The 16469-nt window shown below is 53.0% G+C and carries 17 protein-coding genes and 1 tRNA gene; 3 read left to right on the plus strand and 15 right to left on the minus strand.

The window, feature by feature from the left end; genetic code table 11:
* Positions 1 to 59 precede the first annotated feature (59 nt).
* Positions 60 to 536: a DUF2726 domain-containing protein gene (locus O3298_RS04895; protein ID WP_289903670.1), complete on the plus strand. Its 477-nt coding sequence runs from the start codon at positions 60 to 62 to the stop codon at positions 534 to 536.
* Between the two features lie 16 nt (positions 537 to 552).
* On the opposite strand, the gene O3298_RS04900 is transcribed toward O3298_RS04895, so the two are convergent.
* From O3298_RS04900 to O3298_RS04955, 13 genes are all read right to left on the minus strand, one after another.
* The gene (locus O3298_RS04900) at positions 553 to 888 is read right to left on the minus strand and encodes an FKBP-type peptidyl-prolyl cis-trans isomerase (protein ID WP_305058642.1); all 336 of its coding nucleotides are present in this window, start codon (positions 886 to 888) and stop codon (positions 553 to 555) included.
* A gap of 541 nt (positions 889 to 1429) precedes the next feature.
* A complete protein-coding gene (locus O3298_RS04905) occupies positions 1430 to 2137 on the minus strand; it encodes a phosphoribosyltransferase (RefSeq protein ID WP_305058643.1) in 708 nt (235 codons plus the stop codon).
* Between the two features lie 335 nt (positions 2138 to 2472).
* The gene (locus O3298_RS04910) at positions 2473 to 2991 is read right to left on the minus strand and encodes an HAD domain-containing protein (protein WP_305058644.1); all 519 of its coding nucleotides are present in this window, start codon (positions 2989 to 2991) and stop codon (positions 2473 to 2475) included.
* A 622-nt stretch (positions 2992 to 3613) separates the two neighbouring features.
* Positions 3614 to 3841: a hypothetical protein gene (locus tag O3298_RS04915; protein ID WP_305058645.1), complete on the minus strand. Its 228-nt coding sequence runs from the start codon at positions 3839 to 3841 to the stop codon at positions 3614 to 3616.
* Positions 3842 to 4187: 346 nt separating this feature from the next.
* Positions 4188 to 5477 carry a type II secretion system protein GspD gene (locus O3298_RS04920; protein ID WP_305058646.1) on the minus strand — a complete coding sequence of 430 codons (1290 nt, stop codon included), beginning with the start codon at positions 5475 to 5477 and terminating at the stop codon, positions 4188 to 4190.
* Positions 5474 to 6628, minus strand: coding sequence for a zonular occludens toxin domain-containing protein (locus O3298_RS04925; protein ID WP_305058648.1), 1155 nt, complete (start codon positions 6626 to 6628; stop codon positions 5474 to 5476). The genes O3298_RS04920 and O3298_RS04925 overlap by 4 nt, the downstream gene beginning before the upstream one ends.
* A gap of 1 nt (position 6629) precedes the next feature.
* The gene (locus O3298_RS04930; RefSeq protein ID WP_305058650.1) at positions 6630 to 6932 is read right to left on the minus strand and encodes a hypothetical protein; all 303 of its coding nucleotides are present in this window, start codon (positions 6930 to 6932) and stop codon (positions 6630 to 6632) included.
* Between the two features lie 10 nt (positions 6933 to 6942).
* On the minus strand, positions 6943 to 7374 hold the full coding sequence (locus O3298_RS04935; protein ID WP_305058652.1) for a hypothetical protein: 432 nt from the start codon (positions 7372 to 7374) through the stop codon (positions 6943 to 6945).
* 2 nt (positions 7375 to 7376) lie between these two features.
* Positions 7377 to 8909, minus strand: a complete 1533-nt coding sequence (locus O3298_RS04940) for a hypothetical protein (protein WP_305058653.1) — start codon at positions 8907 to 8909, stop codon at positions 7377 to 7379.
* 68 nt (positions 8910 to 8977) lie between these two features.
* The gene (locus O3298_RS04945) at positions 8978 to 9193 is read right to left on the minus strand and encodes a major coat protein (protein WP_215405249.1); all 216 of its coding nucleotides are present in this window, start codon (positions 9191 to 9193) and stop codon (positions 8978 to 8980) included.
* 301 nt (positions 9194 to 9494) lie between these two features.
* The gene (locus O3298_RS29150; RefSeq protein WP_219891698.1) at positions 9495 to 9581 is read right to left on the minus strand and encodes a tail virion protein G7P-2; all 87 of its coding nucleotides are present in this window, start codon (positions 9579 to 9581) and stop codon (positions 9495 to 9497) included.
* A 195-nt stretch (positions 9582 to 9776) separates the two neighbouring features.
* Positions 9777 to 10112, minus strand: a complete 336-nt coding sequence (locus O3298_RS04950) for a hypothetical protein (protein ID WP_102294180.1) — start codon at positions 10110 to 10112, stop codon at positions 9777 to 9779.
* Between the two features lie 22 nt (positions 10113 to 10134).
* Complete coding sequence (locus O3298_RS04955; protein ID WP_305058654.1) at positions 10135 to 11547, minus strand: replication initiation factor domain-containing protein; 1413 nt, start codon at positions 11545 to 11547, stop codon at positions 10135 to 10137.
* Positions 11548 to 11928: 381 nt separating this feature from the next.
* On the opposite strand from O3298_RS04955, the gene O3298_RS04960 reads away from it, so the two are divergent.
* A complete protein-coding gene (locus O3298_RS04960) occupies positions 11929 to 12507 on the plus strand; it encodes a hypothetical protein (RefSeq protein ID WP_305058655.1) in 579 nt (192 codons plus the stop codon).
* Positions 12449 to 13495 carry a tyrosine-type recombinase/integrase gene (locus O3298_RS04965; protein WP_305058656.1) on the plus strand — a complete coding sequence of 349 codons (1047 nt, stop codon included), beginning with the start codon at positions 12449 to 12451 and terminating at the stop codon, positions 13493 to 13495. The genes O3298_RS04960 and O3298_RS04965 overlap by 59 nt, the downstream gene beginning before the upstream one ends.
* A 113-nt stretch (positions 13496 to 13608) precedes the next feature.
* On the opposite strand, the gene O3298_RS04970 is transcribed toward O3298_RS04965, so the two are convergent.
* A tRNA-Ile gene (locus O3298_RS04970) sits at positions 13609 to 13687 on the minus strand.
* A 108-nt stretch (positions 13688 to 13795) separates the two neighbouring features.
* Positions 13796 to 16036, minus strand: coding sequence for an RNA polymerase sigma factor RpoD (gene rpoD / locus O3298_RS04975; RefSeq protein ID WP_305058657.1), 2241 nt, complete (start codon positions 16034 to 16036; stop codon positions 13796 to 13798).
* Between the last annotated feature and the right edge of the window lie 433 nt (positions 16037 to 16469).

The following is a 16469-nucleotide window of genomic DNA, read 5'->3' on the forward strand; positions in this document are numbered from 1 at the left end:
GCACGAAAACACGCCGCTGTTCGCGTACCATCATGACTCGTCCATCCTGATGCCAGCCCATGCCTTCCTATACCGTCCTGCTCGCCATTGCGGCCTTGCTCCTGCTCTTTGCCATGCTGGCCGTGCGCGGAAACGCGAAGTCCCGTGCGCCGCTGCGGCTGCACAAAAAACCCGTCATGACGGCGCGCGAGCAGCAGATGTACCACCTGCTGCAAACGGCCTTGCCGGAATGCACGGTGCTGGCGCAAGTGGCGTTTTCCGCGCTGGTGACGGCGAAGGGATGGGCGAACAGAAACCGTTTTGACCGCAAGGTGGCCGATTTTGTTTTGTGCAGCCAGCAACTGAACGTCATCGCCGTGATCGAGCTCGATGACAGCAGCCACAACGGCCGCGAACGCCAGGACAGGGAACGCGACGCCATGCTCAGGCTGGCCGGCTACGTGACCTTGCGCTATGCCAACTTCCCCACGCAGCAAGCGCTGCGCGCCGATGTCGAGCAACTGCTGCTGAAAAAAGCCGGCGTCGTATCGGCCTGATTACATCATCTAGACATCAATCGCGCGTCAGCACTTCCAGCAATTCAATCTCGAAGATCAAATTGGAGTTTGGCGGAATCAAGCCCACCTGCCGCTCGCCATACGCCAGCGCCGCCGGCACCCACAGCTTGCGCGTGCCGCCCACCTGCATGCCCTGCAAACCCAGAATCCAGCCCTGAATCACCTTGTTATTGCTCAACACGCAGCGAAATGGCTCGCCCCGCTTGTGCGACGAATCAAACTCCGTCCCATCTTCCAGCCAGCCCCGATAGTGCGCCGTAATCAGCGTACCGCGCGCCGCCGCCTTGCCGTCACCCACCACAATATCGTCCATCTTCACTTCAGCCGTCATCTCATTTCACCCTTGATAAATCACAATGCCGCGATTGTACGACAGCACGAAAAAAGCCCCGGCAGTTGCCCGCCGGGGCTTTTTTATTATTGCAAATTCTGGTGGGCTTCGCGTGAGTCGAACACGGCACCAACGGATTATGAGTCGTTAAATTAAGCCTGCTATACAACCACTTTATCCATTAAATCAGTGGCTTACGGTCATTCGATGCCGCTTTGCACTCGCATTGTCCAGCTATGCCGTTGACACTTCGTTGACGTTGCCAGCCATCACTAAAACTAGCTCTCCACGACATCAAAATTCTCACCGCTGAAAAAGGAAGGGGAACGCTTGTTTCCAAGAGTTCCCCCATAGTGTTAGCCGTTGCCTAACTGAACGATACTTGCGCTTAAGCCTGACCTCGTTCCACGGTGCTTGCACGGACCCACAGAGCAACAACTCTCTGCGCTTTGATTTTTAAAGACCGCCGGGCATAGGCGCGGTCTTAATACGATGCATATAGAGTAGCACAGGTGCGCGAATGAGTCAACGACTACGCTATTTACAGCTTACTAAACAAGCAAAGAGCTTTGATCTCCGCTGTAACTCCCTGTGCTCGAAGCAGGTCTCTGGCCCGTAATAATGTCGTTCCTGTTGCCATAAGATCATCTACCAGAACAATCGGTGAGTTCGGCACCGGCACCTGATTATTGATAATCAAGGGATCGGTCAGATGTCTCAATTTTACATCAACCTCCTTCAGTGACAACGGCAGATTGGCATTTTTCATCAAGTAGGCCAGCAACTGCGTAAATTCTTGTTGATGGGACGCTGGCGGCGTTGTGAGAACGAGTTCACCGTGAACCTGACCACATGTCTTTTTCAAAAGCAAGTTTTTCGAAATACTTGCTCCTGGCAGCAACCTTTGAGCACGCCGCGCTAAGGATAACGCCAGTGGATGACTGGATGGCATCGGAAGCAACGTAGCGGCACCATACTCTGCCTGAAGCTTGACAAGAATCTCGTAAAAACTGGGAAGAAATTGAATTACCTCAGAGCGAGCAATCGTATACTTCCTCAAATTCTTAAGTGCGTACATTAATGGATTACCGTCACCTGACCTATTCCGAGCCGGCATCCGTTGAAAAACAGAGTGAATAGTCAATCCCTGCGTAATCGACACTGTAGGGTTGGAAGCAGGAGCAGTGTTGATAAGTTTTTGATGCGAGCCATCATAAGAAACAACCTTTCCAACAACATTGATTCCCAAATTTCCCCCTATGATCGATTGCAAACAGGAAATTATCACAGAATTTAAGTTCTTAAGGAAATATCATGTAGCATAAAGTTGCTAAATGGTCTGTAGACCGTCTCCGACGGCCCTACCGGGGGTCTCTCGCTTGCGAGGCGGCGGGAGCAGGGGAAGAACCTCCCTGCCCCTTGCTTGAAGCGTGGGTCACTGCGAAGGAGTCAAGGGGCTTTCGCGGCATATCCTCGCCGATGAACCCGGCTGCGGTATTCCACGTCCCCTTGACTCCTTCTCCGTTCAGGCATTGCATCGACATTCAGCGTAAACGCTCATTTCCGTCAGAAATATAAACTCAGCTACTGACGAGAGGCCAAGTTCTGAAGAGCCATTGAAAGATTGAAAAATGATGTATGACCAGAAAGACCTACGTCGCTATCTGTCTGAATCAAATTACTTAGGTCAGACACGGCCCAACCAGAAGGTTGATCATCAACAGCGATCCAATTCTGAACATCTGCTCGATCAACCCAGCGTCTAATCTGCTCGTAACGACTAACATTGTCCCACCAAGCTACAGATTTTTTAAAACCATCCGCATTCCGGCCCATAGCTGAGTGCCAGGTAGCACCAACAACACGGTGTTGAAGTTCCACGGGCAAATAAGCACGCGCGCGCGAGAAGCCCAGATCACGCACCCAGCTTGTGGAAAGGACAATATCCACGTTAGGGCTGTGTGCCAGCAAAGTAATCAAGCGGTCGGCCCACATGAACAGATGCCCATCGGCACGCAAGATGGGACGGCCGCGTACAAGATAGGTGGCGTCTGGATGTAAAACGCCATCAAAATCCAAAAACAAAACCAATTTCTTTTCCATGCTTACAACGTCCTAAATAGACCACGATTTGGCAAAAGAAGTCGTTCAAGATGACAAATGTGTCGGAGACTGCTCACGCATAAACACTCAGAATGCAACGAATAAACACTCAGATATCTTATGCCGCTAGCTAGGCCACTTTCCTTGATTCAGGCAGCTGGAGGTGGACGACCAGCCCAACGCCCCTCAATCCATGCCTCCCAATCCCAAACATACGCCAACGCTCCTTCACCTTCCAGCACCGGACACGCTGAACCACGTAGCGCCTTCGTAAAGTGGTCGCGCCAAGGACCAGGAATCTCCTGAATCCGAATAAAGTATCGTCGGCCAGCATGCATATAAACCGGCACGACGTAAGCTAGCTCTTGTAAATTCATACTTAAACGCTCCTGGCTTTAGGTCAGTCTTCGATCGAAATCGCACCTCCTTCCAGGCGATCTATTGTTAGGTCCTGAGAAGCAGTTGGCGGTATATCCTCGTCGATGAAACGGCGCATGATATTGAACGCTCCATTGACTGGCGTACCGAGGAATTTTCACGCATAAACACTCAGATCGCTAGAGCCACTCGGGTTTGACGCTGAAGGGCAACTCGACTTCAGCGCCAAAATCCAAGAATATAATCATGTGCGCAACCCAAGTTGGCGCAACTCAAATTTCAAGGCGACCTGTTGGCCTGACATCAAAATATTCTCTCCTTCGCGCCAATCGCCACAATACACATCGTCAGCATTTACACCAGCGGCGTGTAGCTCATGAGCCAGGTCAAGCAAATCGGAGCGCTCGATCCAACGCCCATCTTCCATCTTGGCGGCGAAACCGACATCAGTCAGGCGAACATATGTTTTCATTATTTTTCCTTTTATCATTGGTACGGGGCAACGATTCCCCATCGCCTTGGTCGCTTCGGTGTCAGTGCCGATAGCTAGGTACTAGCGACTTTTCACGGTAAATTCTCGTTGATAAAACCGGTCAATGCCTTCAAAGTTTCCTGACGGACGAAGCCCAAAATATGTACGCATAAACACTCAGAAGTCGAGTGCGCGTCGTGATTGAGCCGAGTTGCCATCCTCATTTAGTTGAGCCTTTACCCCGTCCAACCATCCCATGATAATCCCACAATCGCAACAACATACGGCGATGAAACGTTCGTTCATCAGCTTGTTACAGCTGTTGCAAATAGCAATACAATTTACCCTAGTCCGCCAAGACTTTTGCAGATACCACGAGCACTAGATCGGTCTGAGTCTTGCTGTCCGACCCAGCGGACCAGGATGCAGGCAGGATACTCAACCCGGATTTCGACTCCGACGACTGGGTATCCTGCAATCCGCCCAGCAGTATTACGTCACCATCTTTAAGACCTACAGTGGTGGTCAACTGGCGCAGGATGAGTGTCGGGGACCCGATAAGCCCGCTACTATTTGCTTTAAAGCTACTGATCTGCGCATCCACGTCCAGGCTAATCTCTCCGCTCCCCAACACGCGAGGCAAGGCATCAATGATGACCCCGGACGGCGTATACACGATGTTTTGAACCCGATTGCCTGCATTGTCGTTGCCACTACTGGAAACAGTGGCCGTCTTGTCACCCACCGTCAATTTAAGCTTGGTCCTGTCATAGCCAACAAGACGGCTGTTCGTAACCTGTTTGAAACGGGTATCGCTATTCAGCGCATCGATGACCAGCTCAAAGCGTGTGTTCTTCAGACTGATGACCGAACCCGAATTAGTTGTACCGAGCGAGGCTCCCAGCTTGGCCCCCAGAAAGGAAGCCGCCAATGAAATGCCACGGCCAGAGCCGCTGCTGTTAGTGACTTCAATCCACGATGCCGAGACGTCGACCATCTTGGCGTGCGTGTCGAGACTGCGGCACAACGAAAGCATCTTGGAAACAGCTGCTTTAGAGCCAGTAAGCACCACCAATTCGCCAGCGACGGTGGCAGCCTTAGCACCAAAACCAGCGGCGACAACTGCGCTCACAAATTCGCTGGTCCGGTGAATGGGAGCAAAGAGTTCCGATTCTTCGTCTTCTTTCCTCGTTTGAAAACCTGCGGCATCTTGCATCACGTGACCGTCCATGCCCATCGGCGCGATTTGCGGGCTACTGAGGCTCATTGCCTGACTAGCCGAGTGCGCAGGTAGCTGCTGGCTTGCAATGACATCCTGAGGGCCGCTCCCACGGTTCAGTGATAGATAGTAGATACCGCCCTTGAGCGTCGTCGTAATTCCCTCGCGCAGCAGCAGATCTTCAACGAAGCGTGGCAGTTCGGCGGCGTCGATGTTCTTTACGTTGATCGTAATTCGTTTGTCGATTCCGATGACGTCGGGGGATACCACGAAGTCCCGATGCATGATCGCCTTAAACATAGCTTCGCCGAACGCCATCAGCGGCGTGGCATTAAAGCTCAGTGAAACCGGAGCTGGGGCAGGTGCGGCAAACGCCAAGACCGGGGCAAGGATCAGGGCCGACAGGAAGCGTCTCATTGCGCGCCTCCTCTGACCCATAAACCTGTCTCGATTTCGGCCTCCCAGCCGCTGGCACCAGACTTGAAGCGCAGCGGCGATACAACACGGCCATCGGAAAGAACCACGCTCACGGAACCGGAATTGGTGAGAAACCCTTTGCCAGTAACGGTCTCGGAGAACTTGACCGGCTTGGCAGCATCGGCTACGGCGACAGAGGGGGTGAAAAACATCGGCCTAAGTACATGGGAGCCTACGCCCCCGAGTACGAGGCCAAATATTAGAGCGATTGCGAGAAACTTGGTCATGTGCTTGTGCGGTGGTTTGGGAGGAATCGGGCGGACTGCGAGAAGTTCGTAGTCCTGGGGAATACGTACCGGGCCAACGAAGCCAGGACGGATGCCGGTGCGTGACTGCAAGTGCCAGCTAGGCAGCAAGCAATGGATAGCATGCGGGTAGCTGTCCGAGAACACTTGTGTGGTGTTATAAGCCCGGTTCAGGTCATCACCCCGGAAGTGCCAGCGGTCGGCTACGACGCCATCCGGTGAGCAGCCGAGGCGCACCACGCCGATATGCATGCGGGGCAGTGAGCCGTCGCTGAAGCCAGCCGTGATCAGTTTGAAGGCGGCCGAAACAAACGGCACTTTCATCCGGTCGAGTCGGTTCATGCGCACCACGTACTCGAACAGGCTGTCGCGCAACTGCTTGTCAATCTGGCTGATATTCTGGCAGATGAAGTACACATCCCATCCGTACTTACGTGCATGGATCGCCCATTCCAGCAGCTCCTTCCGTCCGCCAGCTTGAAAGTCCCGGGTATTCAACCAGGACGCGCATTCGTCGAGGAACAGCGCCCCATTGTGCGACTCATCGAAACCGGGGAGAAGCTGCGGCGCGGGCGGCGTGTACTCGATCCCCTTGGCGGTGTATTTGAGCACAGGCTCGAAGTCGATGAAGCGGTTGCCTGAGCCAATGGCGTACAGGTCCGCTGCCGTGGGTTTGTCCGGCACACGAATAACGGTCTGCTTCGACTGCCCCGGCATCATATGCTCCATGAACACGTCACAGTTAGTCGCAACGCGCTTGCCAGCGCGCAGGTAGTCGCGCAACCGCTTCATCGCGCCCTTGCCTTTACCGCTTCCGAGCTTGCCAGTGATAGCGTAAACGGCCATGTCAGATCAGCTTGTCGAGGATGGTCTTCTTATACGTGTATAGGGCGCATGCTGCCCACACGCTGCAATACACGCTGGAGAGCGTGTACGTGACCGGGTTGAATGCAAGCGACAAGCCCACAGCGAAGTTAGGGTGAGACTGGCTAATGCCTTGAATGACGGGACCGCAAACAACGTTTGCGCAGACCTGGCCAGCGGCCCATAACGCTGCGACCATTGCCGTTAGCGTGGTGACGGCCCAAACGCGCATCCCGACTTTGGCGGTATTCTCGAAGCCGAGATAACCAATAAGAGTTGCCCACATGATGATGCTCCTAGTTGACGGCCAGTGCGGCCCGAATTTGCTGGACACAGCCCAGTAGACAGAAGAAAGCCAAGACGCCATTAATGAACGTCTGAAAAGTGGCAAGTGGGGAGCAAATTTCCATCATCACCGCACCACCATCATTGGGGCTATCAATCATGGGATTGACGCAGGCCGCAGTCGGAATTTTGGGTACAAACGACCAAGTGAAACGGCTCGATGCGACATTGACCTGCGACTGAGAATAAGTATTCCAAGAGCCGATATTGTCCGTGTTTGATTTCGTGTAATCGGTTGTGGCTTGATCGGCAGGTGCCGTGACTTGACAACGAGGCTGCGAAGAGCCACCACATGCCGTGCTAGTGGTCTGCGCATTAGCAGAGGCTGTCATTGCAAGGCATATAACGGATAAACCCAGCATTAGGAAAGGGAATCGTCTCATGATCAGTCCCGAATGGCCGATTGAATTTGGTTAACACAACCGTAAACGCACAGCACACCAAGCACAGCGTTGATAAAGAACGAGAGACGGTCAAACCAGATGCAAATATCCATGTTGATGGTAACGTTGCCTATGGGACTTTTGAGCGACGGATTTTTACAGACCGCCGTAGGTATCGAGGGAATGAAAGACCAGTTGAACTGACTTGAGCTAATTGCATCGAGCTTGCCCTTCATGCCCGTGTCCGCAGTACGGTTGGCGGCGTTGGTATCACTGGACTTAATATTAGTGGCATCGTCACGCGCAAACTCAACGCTGCACGCGCTTTGACCGGGACCGCCACAACCCAAGCCGTTATCGGGTTTCTCAGGAGGAGTAATGTTGACGTGAACGATGACATAGCCCCCGGTCCCAGGGTCGTATACTCCAGTGTCTAGGCCAGTCTTACTACCGTCCTGCTTTGTAATCCCAATATCGAAACCATTACCAACGTTTGCTCCGACCTCAACAGACTTGGAACCGTCAGCAGATGAGAGCGTCAGCTTGGACGTATCGTCAATGCCGTCACAGGCTGGATTAGCCCGATCAGTCATAAATAGCTTTGTAGCCGGATCAAATAACACTTCACAAGTGGTATCAATCGGCTTTTTTACCTTGCTAATGTCGGTCAAACTGCACTGATAATTACCACTACGATCCTGACCACTATCAACATAGCCAGGATCACACGCCAAAGTCACATCGGTAGACCGATCGAACAGGTAGGCGACACTGACATAACGATAGACATTACCGGTGCAGCACTCGATCACAGCCTGGCTGATAAACTTGCCACCGTTGAACTGCTGAAGATAATTCTCTGTGGCACGTAGAGGACCGACACAATCTGGATAATCCTGATCCTTCTTAGTCACACACGTGGTTTGCAATGCAATGAACGGAATGGCTAGCGGCGATGCCGGTAATTTTTGGGGAACGACTAAAATCCCGGTCACAAGACCGCCTGCGGAATATGATCCGTTGTATTGAGCACGCTGCACTTCAGCATCCGTACCTGCGACTCCGATATTCGCCTGCTTAAGCACTCCGATATCGGAAGGTCCAACTGGAACACCAGGAACTTCCTGGGCACTAGCTGGAGGACCTTTACCAGAAGCAGCGATGACGGGCTTAGGAGTCACATCGCGCTTGGCACTACCGGCTGCAGGATCATTGAACTTTTTCGGGTCAGGATTCTGCCGCTTGGTATCAGGCTTGAGACTCACCGTAATCGCCGGCTTCGGCTGCTGGGTTGAGGCAATAGGCGTCTTGCTTGTGCAAGGTGCGCTCAAGGCGAATTTATTGCAGTCCCACCAAAGAATCGCACTGATGATGCCGGTCTGGCCCGCAATCAAGTCACCGATCAGGATAGAACCGCCAGTCAGCTCAAGCAGCCAAGCTGCAATGATGGGGACGATAGCCTGCGAGCGCATAGGAACGACCACAAGCGCGGCGGAAACAAGAGTGACAGCGATAATTTTCTTGATAGATGTCATGGTGTGAGGCGCATAAAAAACGGCCAGAGTCGCTAAACGCTGGCCGAAGGTAAAATCCCAGAATAGGATTAGCCAGCTTTACCGAAAGCCTTCTTCATCATCTTGATACCCCAGAAGCCACCAGCGACCGTCACGGCGACAGCAAAAGCGGCGGTGATATACGTCTGGCCAACCGCGGACAACGCAGTAATGGCCTCGACGCCTGGATCGCCAGCTGCGAAGGCTGCACCGGTAGCGGCCATTGCGGAAGCGGCGACCAGCGCCTGTTTAGTGATTACTTTCATGTGTGACTCTCTAAAAAATGCCGTTAATAAAACCCCGGTTTGGCAATGCCGGGGAGTGCTTCGAAAACTTTATCGTGACAAATCACAGGCTTAATCAAGCGACTCGATAGCCTGACGCGCAATACGTCGAATCGCGCCTCCCGCATAGCCCAGGCCGAACGCAGTTAGGCAGTAGCCGACAACCTGGTAAATGGTCATTTGTGGTCCACAATCCGATGAATGACGTACTTGACAAGATAGACGGCGGCGACAAATAGTCCTGTCAGGAATAGGATCGGCCCGAGCGACTTGAACAGGCCGGTCATCGTTGGCCTCCCGCAATCCAACCGAGAGCGAAGAGAACTACGACAGAGATGCTGATCAGTATTTCTGGCGTTACTGAATCCACTTACACACCTCCGCGCATAAGACCTGCGACACAAAATATCCTTCGTGACAGTTCACAGAGGCGGTATCGCAAGCCTCGTCATACCCGTCAAACTGTCCGGCTTCATGAAGCCAACGGGTAAAGCCTACGTCGCCCTGGACAGGAAGCAAAAAACATCCCGACTCTTCATCTTGGACTACGAACTTAACCGCAACCTCATGCGGCAACATGTTTGGCACCCGGCGTAGCTGCCTTGGCTGCCTCAACCGGACGCAGCGAATGAATTACAGTTTTTTGGAGCTTGCCGTTCGTGACGATTTCCATTTCGGCCAACGCCATGAAAGGAAACGCATCGGCGAGGTGCTTGTATTTTTGGTACTCGTCTGCTTTACCGAGGCCGTACTCTGCGCAAGCAGTTCCCATGGCAGAGTCCTTGCTGTTGTCCAGCGCAGTCTCGACATACACTTTGGTGCTGTCGTAAGACTGGCCGTTCTCCATTGTTCCCTTGCTGAACTTCATGCCGGTGACTTTGAGTGTTGAGCTAAATTTCATTGGATATCCTTAGTTTCTTGGCCTATGCAAAACCGTTCGCCCCGTTAGGCCGGAAGACGGGGACGGATTTAATAAAAATAAATTCGGGGATGTTTACCGGTGTTTCCTTATGCATTGGAACCGGTCCACTATCAGCAAAACTGAGAAACGGTTTAAGTCGCTTTGGAAAGGCGTTTTCGTCCTCATTGGTAATAAAATCGAGCGTTTCCTTGTCTCCGAACAACGCCCGAAAAACACGTATATATTTTCCGAACTGGCGCTTTGTAATCGCAATGGAGTCCTCAATCGTAATGCTCTGAGCGCGGGCCTTAACAACCAACCGCACTGGGGTCTGCCTGCTGTCAAACTGTGCCAAACATGGATATAGCCCAACAAAGACACTACTTGGATTCAGTAAAACTGCCATGTCTATGATGGTGTTATTATTTTTCAACTCAGCTTCAGCACGCCCCCACAGAGATGACTTGTCACCTTCTTTTTTACCTTTTTCGTAAAAACGGAAATACTTGCTCGAAGTACGCTGACCAATTGTGAGCGTACGGCCCTTGCCACTAGGACGGTCCCAATTTCCAAGCTTCTGAATTTCAGGCGGGCGACCACCTTTTCTAAAGTTAAAACCACCATCCTTCCACTGTTGATAAGCCCAATCTACGGATAGGTATGAGCCGTCAAAATCATCATGTGCGAGGTCTATACGAGAGATCGACGGACGTACAGCTACCTGCGTTAGGAAGTCATACAGACGCTTCTCCCAACCTGGGATTGCATTCATACAACCCTGGCCCGAAAGCATGATCAACATGGTTCTGTTTTGCTTTCCGAAGCCGACAAACCCCATACCATCGCCAAGTACCCACGAATCTGTATAGAAATTTAGCCTCTGACCACGATGCGTTGTAACGCCAAAACCAAAAATCTTTTCGAAATGACGACTGGCCTCTTCTAGGTATTCCTCGTCACTAATCAGTGTTCGTCCAGCAGTCTTTGACCAGGTATCTTCTGATAACGTGAAATTCATCCAATCGATTACGCAGCATTGAGCTGACGATGGACGACGAACCAGCAAAGTCTTCGTTTCGCCTTTGCCAGCCAAAACTAGCTTCACTTCTCCGAAATCTTCATCACAGACGCTTTCCCAAGAGTCAGAATAGGCGCCTTCTAAGTTTTCCCCCATGTTATTAAAGGGATAACACTCTGTGGCGCCTACATGCGATATTTTCGGCACTAACTGGGCGTTTTCGGCAATCGCGCTGCTCCGCACCGGCAGCGCTGGCGCGCTGTCGGCACGGTCAGCGCGACCTGGCGAAGGTTCGCCGACGCCATACATTTGTGAATCAGGGACACGGGATCGCGTCGAACAGCCAGAAGCTTCGGCATAAGGGTTGTACGTATTCTTAAGCACGCGCTTTACCAAGGAGTGACGTGGTGGTCTCATGCTGTCCCTCCGTGCTCAAAATCCACAATTTGAGCAACGCCTTGCATTGTTAAAGCAAATGCACAGTCAGCTTTAAAGGGAAAGGAAAATTTAGTCACAACGAGAACTCCTGACCACGTTGCGCGGCATGCATGCGAACAGCCTCAACATTCACGAATACCCTCTTGCCGATGGTTACCTGCGGCCAATAGCCTCGCTCACACTGACCGACTAAAACACCGAGTGGCAGGCCAATAGCAGACGCAAATGCTTCGCGCGTCATCAATGGCACTGGAATCGACTGGAAATTTACTTGAGAATTGACCATAATGACCCTAACATTCGCCCAAAACGTACTCTGCCGAGTACCAATGGTACGCACATTAATACCATAAATACCCAATGTCAAGCTCAAAAACCCTTTTTGATAGATTTCAGGCGCTTATTAGTGCCAAAACGCATGAAGCACGTCGCTTCAAAGAACTAGAGGAGGTATCTGGAATCGCCGCAGTCAGCTGGCGGAAAGCATTCACTAAGGGACAACGACCAACGGCAGAGATGATCGAAAGCGTCAGTAAAGTATGGCCAGAACATGCATTTTGGCTAGTAACTGGCACCCCTGATCCAGTCGCAGGTCACGTTGGCATCGCCACCAACAAGGACGAAACGCTCGACTATTTAGGGTTGTGGGAGGACAAGGCATCACCCTATTCCAGTCGTTTTTTCAGAGAAGTAATTTCCACGAGGGAAGTGATTGACCAACGCAGGAATGACAAGGGGGACGGAGGAATATCCAGCGCGGAGAGAATAGCCCTAATCGGCACGGAAGAAATGCGTTTCAAAGAAATTGAACATTACATTTCAAGCTTTAGGCAAGCGCGGAACACCGAGAGATATCCAGAATCGGAGGAGAACTACCTAGATGATCTTCCCGATTTCAGACATAAGGCTGGCAAAACAGATGGCGATCAAAAAAAGTAGCAGTGGATGGTTAGTAGACTCTCAACCGAACGGCAGAGGAGGAAAACGCTTCCGGAAGACATTCAAGACGCAGGCAGAGGCGAAGGCGCATGAGGCTTGGCTCAAGTCTCAGGTAAGTCAAGATGCAGATTGGGCACCGAAGAAGAAAGACTTAAGAAAGCTATCTGCCCTAATCGGCCTATGGTTCGATTACCACGGTACTGGACTCAGTTCCGGGGTGGATACCAAACAACGCTTGCTCTCAATGGCTAACGCGATCGGCGACCCCATCGCCAGCAATTTTAATGCAAGCATGTTCGCTGAGTATCGAACAAGACGGCTAGAAGCAGGTCTGTCTGCGAATAGCATGAACCGAGAACACGCTTACCTACGCTCTGTCTTCAATGAGCTAGCAAGGCTAGGCTACTGGAATGCGGAAAATCCACTGGGAAAATTACGACAGTTCAAGGTCCAGCAAACTGAACTTTCATATCTAACCTACGAACAGATAGAAAAGCTGTTGTTAGAACTAAAAACAGCACAGAACCCACATGTTTTCTTGGTGACCCGAGTGTGCTTGAGTACTGGCGCTCGCTGGAGCGAAGCGGAAGAGCTACGCTCTACCCAAGTAAGAGACGGACAAATTCAATTCGCTAAAACGAAGTCCGGCAAGGTAAGGTCCGTTCCAATCTCAGATGAATTGCAAAGCGACCTCGAAGCACACTACAAAGCACACGGGGATGGTGCGCGAATATTTGGCTATGCGTATTCTGCATTTCGGGAGGGAGTTGGAAGAACAGGAATCGAACTTCCAGACGGCCAACTGACGCACTGCCTTAGGCATTCGTTTGCCAGTCATTTTATGATGAATGGCGGTAATATCTTAGTCTTGCAACGCATCCTAGGACACGCAAGTCTGACAATGACAATGCGCTATGCGCACCTGGCCCCAGAACATTTGCAAGAGGCAAAACACCTCAACCCATTGGCCAGCCTTAAAGCAGCTTGAGTCTCAAACGTGACCGCCCAAGAGCGCTAGCTAAACGATAAAACTCGGTTGACACTTTGTTGACAGTAGAAATACAAAAGGACTTAGGTTTTCACCTAAGTCCTTGATTTAATTGGTGGGCCTCCCGTGAGTCGAACACGGCACCAACGGATTATGAGTCCGCTGCTCTAACCAAGCATGAGCTAGAGGCCCGGGGACTGCGGCGTGGCGGCGCTGTTGATGCTCGCCTCGCGCGGCCGTTTTGGAAACGGACACGCGAGGATAGGGGTATCAGGGGCGCACGTCAAGCCCTATTGGCTTCTAGTTGCCTTCCAAGAAGCTTTTCAGCTTGTCGGAGCGCGATGGGTGGCGCAGCTTGCGCAGCGCCTTGGCTTCGATCTGGCGGATGCGCTCGCGCGTCACGTCAAATTGCTTGCCCACTTCTTCCAGCGTGTGGTCGGTGGACATCTCGATGCCGAAACGCATGCGCAGCACTTTCGCTTCGCGTGGCGTCAAAGAATCGAGCACGTCCTTGACCACGCCCCGCATGGATGCGTGCAGGGCCGCGTCGGCCGGCGCCAGGGTGTTGTTGTCCTCGATGAAGTCGCCCAGATGGGAATCGTCGTCGTCGCCGATCGGCGTTTCCATCGAGATCGGTTCCTTGGCGATTTTCATGATCTTGCGGATCTTGTCCTCGGGCATCTCCATCTTGATCGCCAGGGTGGCCGGATCGGGTTCCGCGCCCGTTTCCTGCAGGATTTGGCGGGAAATCCGGTTCATCTTGTTGATCGTCTCGATCATGTGCACGGGAATGCGGATCGTGCGCGCCTGGTCGGCGATCGAGCGCGTGATGGCCTGGCGGATCCACCACGTCGCATACGTGGAGAACTTGTAGCCGCGGCGGTACTCGAACTTGTCGACGGCCTTCATCAGGCCAATATTGCCTTCCTGAATCAAATCGAGGAATTGCAGGCCGCGGTTCGTGTATTTCTTGGCGATCGAAATGACCAGGCGCAAGTTGGCCTCCGTCATTTCGCGCTTGGCCTTGCGCGCCTTCATTTCACCGGCCGCCATCTGGCGGTTGATGTTGCGCAAGTCCGGCAGCGGCAACACGACCCTCGCCTGCAGGTCGATCAGGCGTTGCTGCAGTTCCTTGACGGTCGGAATGTTACGGCCCAAGATGGCGCTGTACGCGTGTCCTGCGTTGACTTCGCCATCGACCCAGTCGAGGTTGGTTTCATTGCCCGGGAAGACCTTGATGAAGTGGGCGCGCGGCATGCCGCAGCGGTTCACGGCCACGTCGAGGATTTGCTTTTCGATATGGCGCACTTCGTCGACCTGGCCGCGCAGGGTGTCGCACAGCTTTTCCACCACCTTGGCCGTGAAGCGGATGCCCAGCAATTCTTGCGAAATGGCTTCCTGCGCCTTGGCGTACGGTTTCGAGTTGTAGCCTTCTTTTTCGAAGGCGCGGCGCATCTTGTCGAATTGCTGAGAAATGACGGCGAATTTTTCCAGCGCCGTGCGTTTCAGGGTTTCCAGCTGTTCCGCGGAGAAACCGGCGGCACCCGAAGCGCTCGCTTCTTCTTCCTCTTCTTCTTCCTCTTCTTCCGCTTCGCCTTCTTCCTCGTCTTCCTCGACGGGAGCGGCGACGACAGGGGCGGCGGCGAGCGGCTCGTTTTCATCGACGAGACCGTCGACGATTTCGTCGATCTTGATCTCTTCGTTGGCGATGCGGTCGGCAGCGGCGATGATTTCAGCGATCGTCACGGGACAGGCGGAAATGGCCTGGATCATGTCTTTCAAGCCATCTTCGATACGTTTGGCGATCTCGATCTCGCCTTCGCGCGTCAGCAGCTCGACCGAGCCCATTTCGCGCATATACATGCGCACGGGGTCGGTGGTGCGGCCGAAATCGGAGTCGACGGTCGACAATGCGGCCTCGGCCGCAGCTTCCGCCTCGTCATCGCTGGTGACGACGGCAACGTTATCGGACAGCAACAACGTTTCCGCATCGGGCGCGTGCTCGTAGACGGCGATACCCATGTCATTGAAGGTACCGATGATGCCTTCGATGGCCTCCGGATCGACTATGTTTTCGGGCAAGTGATCGTTGATTTCCGCGTACGTGAGGAAACCGCGTTCCTTGCCGAACTTGATCAGGGTCTTGAGTTTCTGGCGCCGGCGCTCGAGTTCTTCCTCGCTCGCTTCCGTATCGGACGAGAACGCGTCCTTCAGCAGCGCGCGCTCTTTCGCCTTGCGGTCCTTGGCCTTGGCCTTGTCGACGGCCTTCAGTTCGGCCCGCTCGACGGCGTTCAGGGCGGCGACTTCATCATTTTCTGGCTGGAATTCTTTTGGCTTGCGGCCGCGGCGGCCTGGCACTTTTACCGACGGCAAGACATAACCGGACGTATCGATGGCTGCCAGGGTGGCAGCGTCGGTGGTCTGGCTGACCACGGGCGCGCTGGTAACGCGCGCTTCTGGCCGGTCGAGCGCCTTTTCGGCTTTCGTGGTAACTTTAGTGGGCTTTGCAGCCGCTTTGGATTCGGGTTTCTTGATTGGCACAGGCGCTTTCGATTACACAACGACTTGCTTTACGGTGGATTAGGATAAAGTTTGCTGCCAGTTCCCTGTCTACCTGCGGGAACCACCATCTTCGAACCTGCCGACTACGCAAATTCGACACTGTTACGTTACTTACACCTCATCGGCCACGATCCGCGGGAAGCGCAGCAATTCCTGTCCACCGGCTGTTGCCAGCCGCCTCGGCAAAAATTCCTGCATCGACCGCGTTGGGAGCGAGAGCCTGGCGCGGCTTGCCAGCGTCTGCGAGCCTTGCCCGCAACGCCGAAAACGCCAGTTGGCCCTGGCTGCCGACACGATCCACCGCGCCGATCAAGAGCCTAACTTACTGAAAACAAATACTATTTACGAAACAGAACTAGCTTGCCAAAGCACACAATACTTAGCATTTAATTATAGCACGCGAAAAATGTTT

Source organism: Janthinobacterium sp. SUN137 (assembly GCF_030587265.1).
GTDB classification, from domain to species: Bacteria; Pseudomonadota; Gammaproteobacteria; order Burkholderiales; family Burkholderiaceae_D; genus Janthinobacterium; species Janthinobacterium kumbetense.